At 71.7% G+C, this 13,458-nt stretch carries 14 protein-coding genes and 1 pseudogene; 7 read left to right on the forward strand and 8 right to left on the reverse strand.

The window, feature by feature from the left end:
- Positions 1 to 160: 160 nt before the first annotated feature.
- Complete coding sequence (locus ACIBJE_RS07575) at positions 161 to 1,312, reverse strand: cysteine desulfurase family protein (RefSeq protein WP_396744397.1); 1,152 nt, start codon at positions 1,310 to 1,312, stop codon at positions 161 to 163.
- Positions 1,313 to 1,508: 196 nt separating this feature from the next.
- On the opposite strand from ACIBJE_RS07575, the gene coxB reads away from it, so the two are divergent.
- Positions 1,509 to 2,483 carry a cytochrome c oxidase subunit II gene (coxB, locus tag ACIBJE_RS07580; RefSeq protein ID WP_396744400.1) on the forward strand — a complete coding sequence of 325 codons (975 nt, stop codon included), beginning with the start codon at positions 1,509 to 1,511 and terminating at the stop codon, positions 2,481 to 2,483.
- A 10-nt stretch (positions 2,484 to 2,493) separates the two neighbouring features.
- Positions 2,494 to 2,919 (forward strand): cytochrome c oxidase subunit 4, encoded by a 426-nt coding sequence (locus tag ACIBJE_RS07585; protein ID WP_396744403.1) that lies wholly within the window; start codon positions 2,494 to 2,496, stop codon positions 2,917 to 2,919.
- Between the two features lie 122 nt (positions 2,920 to 3,041).
- Here the strand turns inward: ACIBJE_RS07585 and ACIBJE_RS07590 are convergent, their stop codons facing one another.
- The 4 genes from ACIBJE_RS07590 to ACIBJE_RS07605 all read right to left on the reverse strand — a co-directional run bounded on the left by ACIBJE_RS07590 (position 3,042) and on the right by ACIBJE_RS07605 (position 6,070).
- Complete coding sequence (locus tag ACIBJE_RS07590; protein ID WP_396744406.1) at positions 3,042 to 3,248, reverse strand: hypothetical protein; 207 nt, start codon at positions 3,246 to 3,248, stop codon at positions 3,042 to 3,044.
- Between the two features lie 226 nt (positions 3,249 to 3,474).
- Positions 3,475 to 4,521, reverse strand: coding sequence for an anthranilate phosphoribosyltransferase (gene trpD / locus ACIBJE_RS07595; RefSeq protein WP_396744409.1), 1,047 nt, complete (start codon positions 4,519 to 4,521; stop codon positions 3,475 to 3,477).
- Positions 4,522 to 4,639: 118 nt separating this feature from the next.
- Positions 4,640 to 5,047 (reverse strand): hypothetical protein, encoded by a 408-nt coding sequence (locus tag ACIBJE_RS07600; protein ID WP_396744411.1) that lies wholly within the window; start codon positions 5,045 to 5,047, stop codon positions 4,640 to 4,642.
- Positions 5,048 to 5,140: 93 nt separating this feature from the next.
- Complete coding sequence (locus ACIBJE_RS07605) at positions 5,141 to 6,070, reverse strand: cytochrome c oxidase assembly protein (RefSeq protein WP_396744596.1); 930 nt, start codon at positions 6,068 to 6,070, stop codon at positions 5,141 to 5,143.
- A 129-nt stretch (positions 6,071 to 6,199) separates the two neighbouring features.
- On the opposite strand from ACIBJE_RS07605, the gene ACIBJE_RS07610 reads away from it, so the two are divergent.
- The 5 genes from ACIBJE_RS07610 (at position 6,200) to ACIBJE_RS07630 (ending at position 11,336) form a co-directional block, all read left to right on the forward strand.
- Positions 6,200 to 6,799, forward strand: a complete 600-nt coding sequence (locus tag ACIBJE_RS07610; RefSeq protein ID WP_396744414.1) for a heme-copper oxidase subunit III — start codon at positions 6,200 to 6,202, stop codon at positions 6,797 to 6,799.
- Between the two features lie 64 nt (positions 6,800 to 6,863).
- On the forward strand, positions 6,864 to 7,700 hold the full coding sequence (locus ACIBJE_RS07615) for a cytochrome c (protein WP_358040665.1): 837 nt from the start codon (positions 6,864 to 6,866) through the stop codon (positions 7,698 to 7,700).
- 67 nt (positions 7,701 to 7,767) lie between these two features.
- Positions 7,768 to 8,847: a ubiquinol-cytochrome c reductase iron-sulfur subunit gene (locus ACIBJE_RS07620; protein ID WP_396744417.1), complete on the forward strand. Its 1,080-nt coding sequence runs from the start codon at positions 7,768 to 7,770 to the stop codon at positions 8,845 to 8,847.
- Positions 8,844 to 10,469: a cytochrome bc complex cytochrome b subunit gene (locus ACIBJE_RS07625; protein WP_396744420.1), complete on the forward strand. Its 1,626-nt coding sequence runs from the start codon at positions 8,844 to 8,846 to the stop codon at positions 10,467 to 10,469. Before ACIBJE_RS07620 ends, ACIBJE_RS07625 begins: the two co-directional genes overlap by 4 nt.
- A 153-nt stretch (positions 10,470 to 10,622) precedes the next feature.
- Positions 10,623 to 11,336, forward strand: a complete 714-nt coding sequence (locus tag ACIBJE_RS07630) for a DUF4142 domain-containing protein (protein WP_396744423.1) — start codon at positions 10,623 to 10,625, stop codon at positions 11,334 to 11,336.
- A gap of 127 nt (positions 11,337 to 11,463) precedes the next feature.
- Here ACIBJE_RS07630 and ACIBJE_RS07635 read toward each other — a convergent pair whose 3' ends face one another.
- The 3 genes and pseudogenes from ACIBJE_RS07635 to ACIBJE_RS07645 form a co-directional block, all read right to left on the reverse strand.
- A complete protein-coding gene (locus ACIBJE_RS07635; RefSeq protein ID WP_088982823.1) occupies positions 11,464 to 11,751 on the reverse strand; it encodes an Lrp/AsnC family transcriptional regulator in 288 nt (95 codons plus the stop codon).
- Positions 11,752 to 11,993: 242 nt separating this feature from the next.
- The gene (locus ACIBJE_RS07640; protein ID WP_396744427.1) at positions 11,994 to 12,845 is read right to left on the reverse strand and encodes an NDP-sugar synthase; all 852 of its coding nucleotides are present in this window, start codon (positions 12,843 to 12,845) and stop codon (positions 11,994 to 11,996) included.
- Positions 12,846 to 12,934: 89 nt separating this feature from the next.
- A pseudogene (locus tag ACIBJE_RS07645) lies at positions 12,935 to 13,453 on the reverse strand (NUDIX hydrolase); the annotation flags it as partial.
- Between the last annotated feature and the right edge of the window lie 5 nt (positions 13,454 to 13,458).

Here is a 13,458-nt window from a genome sequence, read left to right on the forward strand (position 1 = left end):
GGTCCGGGGGTCGCGTCTGGCCCGGGGGCCGTGTTCGGCTCGGGAGTCGTGTCCGGCTCCGGCCCAACCGTCGCCCTCAACTCCCGCTCACCGGCGGGGGCCTGTTCGGGTCCGGTGGTCCTGGCTCGTCGTGGGCCGGCCCCGGCGGGCTGTGCGGCGGTCACAGCCCCACCACCCCGGCCTCGGTGCGCAGGTCGGCGACGATTCCCGGCAGCTCGGCCAGGAACCGTTCGACGTCCGCCTCGGTGGTCTCCCGGTGCAGGCTGACCCGGACGTTGCCGTGCGAGAGCACCCCCATCGCCTCCAGCACGTGCGACGGTCGCAGCGTCGACGCCGTGCACGACGAGCCGGAGGACACGGCGAAGCCCCGTCGGTCCAGCGCGTGCAGCAGCGCCTCGCCGTCGACGTAGAGGCAGGAGAAGGTCACCAGGTGGGGGAGACGGTCCACCGGGTCACCCACCACCTCGACGTCCGGCACGTCCGCCGCGACCCGGGCCCGGATCCGCTCCACCAGCGGCGTGAGCCGGGCGGCCTCGGACGCCGCGTCGGCCGCCGCCGCGCGCAGGCTCGCCGCCGCCGCGACCACCGCCGGCAGGTTCAACGACCCCGGCGTACGCCCCGACTCCCCCTCGTCGGCCGGCCAGGGCGACTCCCAGCGGGTGCCCTTGCGGACCACCAGCAGTCCCACGCCGGACGGGCCGCCCCACTTGTGGGCGCTGGCGGTCAGCACCGACCAGCCGGTGGGCACGGGGGCCCGCCCGACCATCTGGGCGGCGTCGACGTGCAGCGGCACCCCCGACCCGGCGCAGGCGACGGCGGCCTCGGCGACCGGCTGCACGGTGCCCACCTCGTGGCTGGCCGCGATCAGGCTGGCCCAGGCGACTCCCGGCGCCCGGACCGCCGTCGCCCACACGTCGAGGTCGAGTCGGCCCGACCGGTCGACCGGTACGGACACCGCCTGACCGCCGTCGGCGGTGTGCCGCTCGGCGGCGTGCAGGACGGCGGAGTGTTCGATCGCCGAGTGCACGAGCACCGCGCCGACCCGTCGTCGGGCGGCCAACCCGCCCAGCACCGCGCCGTGCGCCGCCGTGGTGCCGTTGGCGGTGAAGGAGAGCTCGTCGGGGCGTACCCCGAGGGTCTCGGCGGCGGCGGCCCGCGCCGCGTCGAGGAGTTGGCGGGCCCGGCGGGCCTGCGCGTAGAGCCGACCGGGGTCGGCCCAGCCGTCGGCCAGGGCGGCGGCCAGCGCCTGTCGGGCCACCGGGTGCAACGGGGTGGCGGTGGCCGCGTCCAGGTAGACCGGGGGAGCGCTCACGGGTGCCAACGTAGCGCGCGGTGGGTGTTCGCGATCCCTCGACCGGGGCGGACACGCGACCCCAGGGCATTCCGGTCCGTCATGGTCGAGTAATCTGCGACCGTCGGTGACGCCTTTGCCGCCGGTGCTGTCAATCCACCGGCCGGGCCGGCGGAACCGGGCCAGACACCGCGGCGCGCTAGGGAGGCAGGACCAGGTGGTCGCAAGGAGTTCGGAGGTACGGCCGACGGCCGTACGGCACAGCGCTTCCCCGGGAGCCGGTGGGCGCCGGGGACGGGGTGCCGGGCGGCTCGCCGGTCTCGGTCTCGGCGCAGGGGCGACTCTGGTCCTGCTCACGGGGTGTGACGTCGGTGCGGCGTTCGACGGTTTCGGCTGGCCGCAGGGCGGCATCTCGGCCGAGTCCCGACGGATGTACGACCTCTGGATCGCGTCCTGCATCGCGGCGCTCGCGGTCGGGATCTTCGTCTGGGGCCTGATCTTCTGGTGCATCATCCGGTACCGCAAGCGCGGCAACGAGCTGCCGGTGCAGACCCGGTTCAACATGCCGATGGAGTTCCTGTACACGATCGCCCCGATCCTGATCGTCTCGGTGCTCTTCTACTACACCGCGGTCGTGCAGACCGACGTGGAGAAGCGCACGGCGAACCCGGACGTGGTGGTCGAGATCGTCGCGTTCAAGTGGAACTGGCAGTTCAACTACCGGGACGGCCTGGGCAAGGACGCGAACACCGTCGCGTCGGTCCTCGGCACCAGCGAGGTCATCCCGGTGCTGGTGCTGCCGACCAACCGGTCCATCCGGTTCGAGGAGACCAGCAAGGACGTCATCCACTCCTTCTGGGTGCCGGAGCTGCTCTTCAAGCGGGACGTCTTCCCCGGCAAGATCCGCAACGAGTTCGAGATCTCCGAGCTGGTGACCGAGGGCGCGTACGTGGGCCGCTGCGCCGAGCTGTGCGGCAGCTACCACGCCTTCATGAACTTCGAGCTGCGGGTCGTGTCGCCGGAGGAGTACGACCAGTTCCTCGCCGCCAAGCGGGACGGCCGGTCGACCCAGGAGGCGCTCCAGTCCATCGGCGAGGACCCGTACGCGACGACCACCCGGCCGTTCGAGACCCGGCGTACCGACAGCAACTTCAACAACGCGGCCGGCACGCCGGCCGACGCGGGACGCTGAGGGGGCGGGCATGAGGACCGAGTGGAAGATCTTCTCCATCATCGCGGCGTTCCTGCTCGCCGTCAGCGTCCTCTACGGCGTCTGGACGGCCGGTGAGACCGGCCACGTCGAGTGGGTCGGCACCGTCGCCCTGCTGCTGTCGTTCGCGCTCTGCGCGATGTGCGGCGGGTTCTTCTGGTTCGTCGCCCGTCGGATCGACCTGCGTCCGGAGGACCGCGCCGACGGTGAGATCGCCGACGGTGCCGGCGAGGTCGGCTTCTTCAGCCCCGGCAGCTACTGGCCGTTCGGGCTGGCGCTCGCCGCCGCCACCGCCGGCTTCGGCCTCGTGATCTGGCAGTACTGGCTGATCGCCCTCGGCCTGGTGGCGGTCGTGCTGGCTGTTTCGGGCCTGCTCTTCGAGTACTACACCGGCACCCGGCGCACCGCCGAGCACTGACCGGCGTCGTCCCGACCACGACGAAGGCCGCCTCCCGTTCGGGAAGGCGGCCTTCGTCGTGTGGATGTTCCGGCCGGCGGGACGATCCTGACGGAACGAGGACCGGTCGCGGGCGTGCCCGGTCAGGCGGCCCGACGGTGGCCGCGCCGCGACGGGCGGCGGTCGGCCAGCCGGGTGGGGTCGAACCGGAACGTGGCGATCAACACCGCCGTGCCGCAGCCGGTGCAGCTCAATTCGGGGCAGTCCGCCCCGTGCCCGTCCCCACAGGGCGGGACCTCGAACAGTTGGACGCCCTGGCAGCTGTCGCAGTACAGCTCGCGCTCCGACACGGGCGTTTCCTCTCTGTGCGGGCTGCCGGCGGGCGGGCCGCCGGTCGGCCCGGACGGCCCGTGCCGGGAACCTCGACCGCCCGGCACGGCAGCAGCGAAAACTACTCGGCTGTAGTTTGGCACGCGGGTCCGACAACCCCGTCCGGAGACCGGCCGACGACGAGTCCGGGGACCGACCGACAACCAAGTCCGGCGACTTGGCCGGGGAGCCGTCGATCTCCGCCGTTCAGACCGAGCGGGCCACCTCGATCCAGCGGTCGAGCGTCCGCGCCGCCGCGCCGGAGTCGATCGACTCGGCGGCCCGGTCCAGCCCGGCCCGCACGGCGGTCAGCAGGTCGCCGTCGAGCGGACCCTGGGTGGCGAGCGCGGCGGCGGCGTTGACCAGCACCGCGTCGCGTACCGGTCCCCGCTCGCCGGCGAGCAGTCGCCGGACGACATCGCCGTTGTACGCCGTGTCAGCGCCCCGGAGGTCGGCCAGGGTGGCCCGGGGTACCCCGAGGTCGGTCGCGTCCAGCAGCGCCTCTCTGACGGTGCCCTGCTGGGCCACCCAGAAGCGCGTGGGGGCGGCGGTGCTGAACTCGTCCAGTCCGTCCTCGCCCCGCATCACCAGGGCCGAGTCGCCCCGGGCAGCGAAGACGGCGGCCATCACCGGCGCCATCCGCAGGTCGAAGCAGCCGACCGCGCCGGCACGCGGCCGGGCCGGGTTGGTCAGCGGACCGAGGAAGTTGAAGAAGGTCGGCACGCCGATCTCGCGGCGGACCGGGCCGGCGTGCCGCATGCCCGGGTGGAACCGGGCGGCGAAGCAGAAGCCGATGCCGGCCTCGGTGACGCAGCGGATGACCCCGGCCGGGTCGAGGTCCAGCGGGACGCCGAGGAACTCCAGCACGTCGGCCGTGCCGCAGGAGGAGGAGGCCGCCCGGTTGCCGTGTTTGACCACCCGGACCCCGGCCCCGGCCACCACCAGCGCCGCCATGGTGGAGATGTTGACCGTGTGGGCGAGGTCACCGCCGGTGCCGACCACGTCGAGGGCGGTGGCCCGGACCGCCTCGGGAAGCTCGACGGGGACCGCGTTGCCGAGCATCGCCTCGACCAGGCCGGCCAACTCGGTCGGGGTCTCGCCCTTGGCCCGCAACCCCACGGCGAAGGCGGCGATCTGGATCGGTGTGGCCGCGCCGGTCATGATCTCGCCCATCGCCCACGCGGTGTCGGCGGTGGGGAGTTCCTCGCCGCGTAGCAGCGAGGCGAGCAGGTGCGGCCAGGTCCGATCGCCCATGATGGGCCTCCCGAGCAGACGTGGGATGCGGGTGACGGCACCGGTGTCGACGGTGACGGACCGGGCCGGACGATCGCGGACCCGGGCGGGCCCGGACCGTGGAGGTGGAGCGTCCGCCTCAGGCGGCGCGGCCGGCGCCGGCGTGCCGACGCAGCAGCTCGGCGACGGTGGAACCGGTGGTCACCGGGTCCAGCGGGTGCACCAGGGTGGCGTCGACCTCGGCGTACGCGGCCAGCCAGCGGTCGGCGGCACGGGCGATCACCACGCAGGTCGGGGGAGCGTCGGCCCGGTCGTCCTTGACCTGGCGGGCGATGCCGATGCCCCCGGCCGGGGTGGCCTCGCCGTCGAGGATCATCAGGTCGATCTCGTAGTCGTCGACCAGCCGGATGCACTCGTCGTAGCTGGCCGCCTCGGTGAACTCGACGCGCAGGTCGGCGGCGGGACGGGTGCCCACGGCGAGCCGCATCCGGTCACGCACCTGCGGGTCGTCGCTGTAGAGCAGGACGGTGTAAAGACGATCGCTCATCGCTGGCTTGGCTCCCACGTCGTAGCTGCTCGCTGATCGTACCGGTCGGGTCGGGTCGGTCGGCGTCGGTGCCCACGGCGGCCGGCGCCCCGGTCAGGCCGGGGTGCCGGCGGCGCGTTGCCGGGCCTCCTGGCGGTCCAGGTCGCGGTCGATCCGACGGGCCTCCCGCTCGGACTGGCGGACCCACTGCACCACCAGGACCGCCAGCATGGTGATGCTGACGAACTCGCCGCCGGCCCAGACGATGCCGCCGGCCACGACCTGGTCGTTCCACGGGTCCGACCAGGCGAGGTCGAGCGACGGGTACCAGTCGCCGCCGAACAGCGTGCTGCTCTGCATGATGGTGAGCCCGAGCACGGTGTGGAACGGCACCGACAGCAGCATCAGCAGCGCCCGGCCCGGGTACGGCCAGCGGTTCGGGATCGGGTCGAGGCCGAGCATCGGCCAGAAGAACACGCAGCCGGTCATGATGAAGTGCGCGTGCACCACCTCGTGCGCCCAGACGTGCTCCAGGGTGTACCGGTAGAGATCGGTGAAGTAGAGCACGAACGGGTTGACCACGAAGATCGTGAAGGCGACCAGCGGGAAGGTGTAGATCCGGGCGACCCGGCTGTGCACCACCGCCACCAGCCGTTGGCGCGGACGCTTGGGCAGGGTGCGCAGCGCGAGGGTGACCGGGGCGCCGAGCGCGAGGAAGATCGGCGCGATCATCGAGAGCACCATGTGCTGCACCATGTGCACCGAGAAGAGCGCGGTGTCGTACGCGTGCAGTCCGCTGACCGTGACCGAGGCGATGCCGCCCAGCCCCGGCCCGAGGAAGAAGACCGTCCGGGCGACCGGCCACCGGTCGCCGCGCAGCCGCAGCCGGTGCACGCCGTAGAGGTAGAGACCGGCGGTCAGGACCAGACCGACCGCCAGCCAGGAGTCCAGCTGGGTCTCGGTGAACACCCGGGTGATCTCGAACGGCGGCGGCGGCTCGGCGGCGAGCGCGGGTCCCGCTCCGGCGGCCGGGGCGGCGGTCATGATCGGATCGAGGTACCACACGCTTTTCAGGCTAGGCCAGGCGAACCGGACGCCCTCCGTCGGCCCGCCGGAACGACCGTTATGCCACCCCGATGCTCGCCGGGCCTGATCGGGCGCAATAATGACCGCGTGACTGCGGCCCCAGCCATTGACAAGAGCCGGATCCATTCCCTGACCCGACCCAACATGGTCAGTGTCGGAACGATCGTCTGGCTCTCCAGCGAGCTCATGTTCTTCGCGGCGCTGTTCGCGATGTACTTCTCCATCCGCGCGGCGGCGCCGGAGCAGTGGGAGAAGCACACCGAGGTGCTGAACATCCCGTACGCGACGACCTTCACTCTGATCCTGGTGGCGTCTTCGGTGACCTGCCAGCTCGGCGTGTTCGCCGCGGAGAAGGGCGACGTGCACGCGCTCCGGCGCTGGTTCACGATCACCTTCGTGATGGGCCTGATCTTCGTCCTCGGCCAGCTCAACGAGTACCGCGAGCTGATCCACCACGGCGTCAAGATCAACGCGGACGGGTACGGGTCCATGTTCTACCTGACCACCGGGTTCCACGGCCTGCACGTGGCCGGCGGTCTGGTGGCCTTCGTCATCTTCATGATCCGCACCACCATGGGCCGGTTCACCCCGGCCCAGGCCACGTCGGCGATCGTCGTGTCGTACTACTGGCACTTCGTCGATGTCGTGTGGATCGGGCTCTACGCCATGATCTACTGGCTTCAGTGATCTTGGCGCCGCGGCGCCGCTCCGTCCCCGAGACACAAGGTCTAACCGGTTAAGGACACAGGTCATGACTTCTGACAACGACCGCCGACGCGGCCTGCTCGCGCGGCTGCGCCGCCAGCGGTCCGTGGCACCCAGCAGGGGCCGCCGCCGGCTGGGTGCCGCAGTCCGGCTGATCGCCGCGCTCATGCTGGCCGGCGGTGCCTACGCCGTCTTCGCCCCGGGTGCCCAGGCGCAGGACAACCCGCCGCTCACGGGTGCCGCCGCCGAGGGCAAGGCGCTGTTCGACGTGAGCTGTGTGAGCTGCCACGGCCGTAACGCGCAGGGCGTCGAGGGGCGCGGGCCGAGCCTCATCGGTGTCGGCGCCGCCTCGGTCGAGTTCCAGGTCAGCTCGGGCCGGATGCCGATGGCCCGGCAGGAGGCCCAGGCGGAGCGGAAGACTCCGGTCTTCACCGACGAGCAGACCCGCCAGCTCGCCCAGTACATCCAGGAGCTCGGTGGCGGCCCGGAGGTCCCCGAGGGCGACCTACGCGCGGACGCCAACCTCGCCACCGGTGGTGAACTCTTCCGGATCAACTGCTCGCAGTGCCACGCCTTCGGCGGTGGCGGCGGTGCGCTCTCCTCCGGGAAGTACGCGCCGAGCCTCCACCCCGCCACGGACCGGCAGATCTACGCCGCGATGCTCAGCGGCCCGCAGAACATGCCGGTGTTCGGCGACAACCAGATCACCCCGGAGCAGAAGGCGGACATCATCGCCTACATCCAGGAGACCCTGAAGAACGACCAGGACCCGGGTGGGTTCAACCTGGGCCGCTACGGTCCCTCCACCGAGGGCGTGGCCATCTTCCTGGTCGGCATCGTCGCGCTCGTCTTCGCCAGCCTGTGGATCGCGGGCAAGTCGTGACCGAGCGAATCGTTGGATTCAGCGCCGCGGTGCCCGCGCTCGGCACCGCCCGTAGCGAGGTGACGGCATGAGCACGCACACCGAGAAGTCGGCTCGGGAGCCGATCGACCTGGACGACCCGGAGCTGACCCGGTTCGACGTCGTCCAGGAGGGGCTGCGCCGGGACGACATCGAGATCGTCCACTACGAGCCGCAGTTCGTCCCGGGCAGCAAGGCCGAGCGCCGCACCACCCGCCTGGTCGCCTCCTTCTTCCTGCTGACCGGCCTCGCCGCGACCGCCTTCCTGGTCGTCTACATCTGGTGGCCCTGGCAGTACGAGCCGGGCCACGGCGGGGACAAGCTCTACACCCCGCTGCTCGGCCTGACGCTCGGCGTGGCCCTGCTCGGCATCGGCTTCGGCATCCTCACCTGGGGCAAGAAGCTGCTGCCCAAGGAGGTCGCCATCCAGGACCGGCACGAGGGCGAGGTGGACCAGGAGGGTCGCAAGATCACCGGGCAGACCATGCTCTTCGTCGCCGACGAGCTGGGCGTGAAGCGTCGCCCGCTGCTGGGCATCTCGCTGCTGGCCGGCCTCGCGCCGGTCGGTGCGGTCGCCGCCGCGCCGCTGGTCGGTGGTCTGATCAAGCAGCCGCACGAGAACAACCAGATGTTCACCACCGGCTTCACGCCGGGCGAGGGTGGCGAGAAGATCCGGCTGGTCCGGGAGGACGGCCGGCCGGTCCGCCCGGCGGACATCAGCGCCGGTGGTCAGATCACCGTCTTCCCGGGCATCGAGCACGGGGTGAGCAACAAGCACGCCGATTCGGTGACCCTGCTGATCCACCTGCGGGAGTCCGACGCCGTCGAGGCGCGGGAGGCCAACGAGCGGGTCGGCCACGGTGGCTACATGTGGGGCAACTACGCCGCGTACTCCAAGATCTGCACGCACGCGGGCTGCCCGGCCAGCCTCTACGAGCAGCAGACCAACCGGCTGCTCTGCCCCTGCCACCAGTCGCAGTTCCTGATCACCGACAACGCCCGCCCCATCTTCGGTCCGGCCAGCCGCCGCCTGCCGCAGCTGCCGATCGAGGTGGACGGCGAGGGCTTCTTCGTGGCAAAGTCCGACTACACCGAGACCGTCGGGCCCGACTTCTGGGAGCGGCCATGAAGCGCCGAAAGTTTGACATGGCAGCGGTGCCGGGAAAGGCCGCTGCCGGAGTTGACGACCGGTTCGCTGTGTCGACCCCGCTGCGCCGGGTGCTCAACAAGGTCTTCCCCGACCACTGGTCCTTCCTCCTGGGCGAGATCGCGCTCTTCTCGTTCATCGTCCTGCTGCTGACCGGTGTCTTCCTGACCTTCTTCTTCGAGCCCGCGCTCACCGAGGTCATCTACAACGGCAGCTACGCGCCGCTGCGCGGCACGCCGATGTCCGCGGCCTACGCCTCCAGCCTGGACATCTCGTTCGACGTCCGGGGCGGCCTGATCATGCGGCAGATGCACCACTGGTCGGCCCTGCTGTTCATGGCCGCGATCGTGGTGCACATGCTCCGGGTCTTCTTCACCGGCGCGTTCCGCAAGCCGCGTGAGACCAACTGGATCATCGGCTCGCTGCTCTTCTGGGTGGGCTTCCTGGCCGGCTTCACCGGCTACTCGCTCCCGGACGACGGCCTCTCCGGCACCGGTCTGCGGATCGCCTCGGCGATCATGCTCTCCATCCCGGTGATCGGCTCCTGGGTCACCTCGTCGATCTTCGGTGGCGAGTTCCCCGGTGACATCATCATCAGCCGGTTCTACATCGCCCACGTGCTGCTGATCCCCGGCCTGCTGGTGGCGCTGATCGGCGCCCACGTCGGCCTGGTCTTCAAGCAGAAGCACACCCAGTGGCCCGGCCCCGGCCGGACCAACGACAACGTGGTCGGCGAGCGGATGTTCCCGCGCTACGCGCTCAAGCAGGGCGGCTTCTTCATGGTCGTCTTCGGCGTCATCGCGCTGATGGGCGGTCTGTTCCAGATCAACCCGATCTGGCTGTTCGGCCCGTACGAGGCGTGGGTGGTGTCGGCGGCGAGCCAGCCGGACTGGTACGTCATGTTCCTCGACGGCTCGACCCGACTGATGCCCGCCTGGGAGATCAACATCCCGATCGGCGACGGCTACGTCATTCCACCGCTGTTCTGGCCGACGGTGGTGCTACCGGGCATCCTGGTGGGTCTGTCGATGTTCTATCCGTTCGTCGAGGCCCGCCAGCTCAAGGACTACCGGGCGCACAACCTGCTCCAGCGGCCCCGGGACGTCCCGCACCGCACCGGCCTCGGCGCGATGGCCATCGCCTTCTACCTCGTCCTGACGCTCTCCGGCGCCAACGACGTGATCGCGGACAAGTTCCTGATCAGCCTGAACGCGATGACCTGGGCCGGCCGGATCGGCCTGCTGATCCTGCCGCCGCTGGCGTACTACGTCACGTACCGGATCTGCCTCGGTCTCCAGCAGCACGACCGCGAGGTCCTCGCGCACGGTGTGGAGACCGGCATCATCCGGCGGCTGCCGGACGGCCGGTTCGAGGAGGTCCACCAGCCGCTCAGCGCGGTGGACGGCCACGGCCACGGCGAGCTGGAGTACGTCGGCTGGGTGGTGCCGAAGAAGATGAACCGGCTCGGCGCGCTGGGCCCGGCCATCAAGGGCTTCTTCTACCCGATCGAGAAGCCGGTCGAGGCGCCGGTCTCCCCGGGGCACCCGCCCGTGGAGGCCCGCCCGGAGCGGGAGGAGATCGGCAGCGGCCCGAGCCGCCACTGATCCTCGTCCCAACCGCAGCACCCGTGGCGCCCGCCGGATCACCGGCGGGCGCCACGCCCGTTTCCGCCCGTGTCCGGTCGGGCCCCTGCGGTGTCGGGGGTTAAACCCGGCCAGCCGGGTATCCGTGCGGTCCAACGACCACGGGGAGGAAACATGTTGGGTATCAAACGGCTCGGGGTGGTGGCCGCCCTGACGCTGGTCGGGCTGGCGCCGGCCGCCGCAGCCGAGGCACAGGCCCAGCCGTCGACCCAGGACCGGCAGTACCTGCAGGCGATCCACCAGGTCAACCTGGCCGAGATCGTCACCGGTGAGCTGGCCCAGCAGAAGGGGCAGAACCAGGGCGTCAAGGATCTGGGCGCCAAGTTCGTGACCGACCACACCCAGCTCGACCAGACCGTGCAGGACACGGCGCAGCAGCTCGGGGTGGACCTGCCGGCCGAGCCGACTGCTGACCAGCAGGCCGTGGTGGACCAGCTGAACAACGTCGACGGTGCCGAGTTCGACCGGCAGTGGGTGACCGCCGAACTGGCCGGGCACGTCCAGGCCATCCAGGCCACCCAGACGGAGATCTCGCAGGGCTCCGAGCAGTCGGTGGTGCAGCTGGCCCAGGACGCCCTGCCGGTGCTCCAGGCGCACTACGACGAGTTGGTGACGCTGGCGGAGGAACTGGGCGTGCCGGTGCCGCAGGTCAGCGCCAGCGGCACCCCGGGGCCGGGTGGTAGCGGGACCCCCGCGCCGGCCCCGTCGGTGACCGGGCCGGGTTCACCGCCCGCCCCGGGTGGTACGGCCACCACGCCGGCTCCGGGCGGCACCACCGGCCCGGGTCAGGGCGGCGTCACCGAGACGCCGGCTCCGACCGGTAGCTGATCACGGCACGTACGCCGGTCCACCTCCGGGTGGGCCGGCGTACGTGTGTCCGCCGGAGATCCGATACCCACCGCGTACCGGTGCGCCCGTGCCCCACCCCGACCGAGCGAACCGGCCGGTAGCGGCCTCAGTCGGCGTTGGCCAGCCCGATCGCGAACGCCTCCTCCAGGTCGTGCTGGGAGTACGCCCGGAAGGCGATGTGCGACTCGGTGTTGATCACACCGGGGACCTTGGAGATGCGACCAGCGATCACCTGGGCGATCTGCTCGAACTCGCGTACCCGGACCATGGCGATGAGGTCCACGTGACCGGCCACCGAGTAGACCTCGCTGACCCCGGGCAGGGCGGCCAGCGCCTCGGCCACCTCGGGGATCGCGTCGGTGGCGCAATCGATCAACACGATGGCGGTGATCACGGGCGATCTCTCCGTTCGTCGACGTCAGGCTCATGCTAGTGGCTGGCGACTTCCCGGACTCCGCCAGCCGGACGACGACATCCCGCCGCCCGTACCGCACCGGGCTGGCGTGGTAGCAGGGGACCCCTGCACGGCAAAAAGCGGTAACAGGGGACCCCTGCTACCACATCAGCCACACATCAGCCATGCGTGAGCGAGCGCGTGCGACTCGGGCGGGTGTGGGCGCGTGCGACTCGGGCGGGTCAGCGGGGGGTGGTGACGGTGAGGCCGTCGCCGGCCCGGATCACCCTGTGCAACCGCTCGTCGGGGCGGACGGTCGCGCCGGGCCAGACCACCGAGCGGGCCACCGTGCCGGCCACCACCGCGCCCGCCCCGACCACCGACTGCGTGCAGTCGCCGGTCACCGTGGCGGCCGGGTCGACCAGGTTGCCGTCCCCTGCGGCGTGCAGGTTCGCGGCGAGGTAGTCGCCGGGGGTGCCGGTGTCGTAGAAGGTGCCGGCGAACGGCACCACCTCCAGCGCCCCGGCCGCCTCGGCCGGCCGCCAGACGGTCCGGACCAGGTCGCCGAAGGTCGGCGGCAGGTCGCGGACCCGCCGCCAGGGCAGCAGGGAGAAGCCGATGAACCGGTGGCCGCTGAAGGTGCCCGGCTCACCGGGGTCGGGTGCCGGCTGGCCGAGCAGGCGGACGGTCTCACCGTCCCAGCCGTCGAGCAGGGCGGCGACGTCCGGACCGGGTGCGATGTCCGGGTCGGCCAGGTAGGCGTCGGCGTTGCCGACCAGCACGCCCCGGCCGGCGATCCAGTCCCGCAGGTTGCCGATCCCGCCGGCCGTACCGAGTGGGTCGCCCGGCTCGACCGAGAGGTGGGCGCGGGAGCCGACCCGGTCGACCACCTGCCCGCCGAGGTAGCAGGCGTTCACCGCCACCGTGTCCGGGCCGGTCAGGCCGAGGCCGGCCACCCGGGCCAGGGCCCGGTCCAGCAGCGGGACGTTGCCCACCGGGCAGAGCGCCTTGGGTACGCGTTCGGTCAGCGGGCGCAGCCGGGTGCCCTCCCCGGCGGCGAGGACCACCGCGCAGATCTCTCCGGCGGTGGTCACGCCGCCGGCCGCCCGTCCGGCTGCTCCTGTCCCTCCTGCGGACGCTGTCCCTCCGGCGGTTCCTGTGCCTCCGGCGGGCGCTGGCCGTCGGGCGGGACCTGCCCGGCCAGTGGACCGATGCCGTAGTACCCGAGCAGCCGGGCGGTGGCCCGGCTCAGCCGGGGCAGGTCGTCCAGCGGGTGCCAGGCGGCCTCGAAGACCTCCGCGCCGTCGACCACCAGCTCGGTCCTCGACGCCGGCACCTCCGCCTCGAACACCACGTCCACCCAGCCGAGGGCGTGGACCACGGCGTTCGGCACGGCGGGGCGCAACTGCTCGGGGGAGAGCCGGATCCCGGACTCCTCGGCCAGCTCGCGGGCCGCGCCCACCACCGGGGCCTCGCCCTTGCGCAGCAGTCCGGCGGGGAGGGTCCAACTGTGGCCGGGGGGCTGGCGCAGCAGCAGCAGCCGACCCGCGCCCTCCGCCTCGGCGTCCCGGACCAGGGTGACCGCGCCGACGATGTACTTCGGCACGGCCAGCCGGACCAGCCGACGGCGCAGGGAGACCGGCAGGCGGTAGAAGGTCCGGTAGACGACGGCCCGAACGACCGCTCGGGAGCGGGGGATCATGACCC

The organism is Micromonospora sp. NPDC050187, from assembly GCF_044459745.1.
In the GTDB taxonomy this organism is placed as follows: Bacteria; Actinomycetota; Actinomycetes; order Mycobacteriales; family Micromonosporaceae; genus Micromonospora.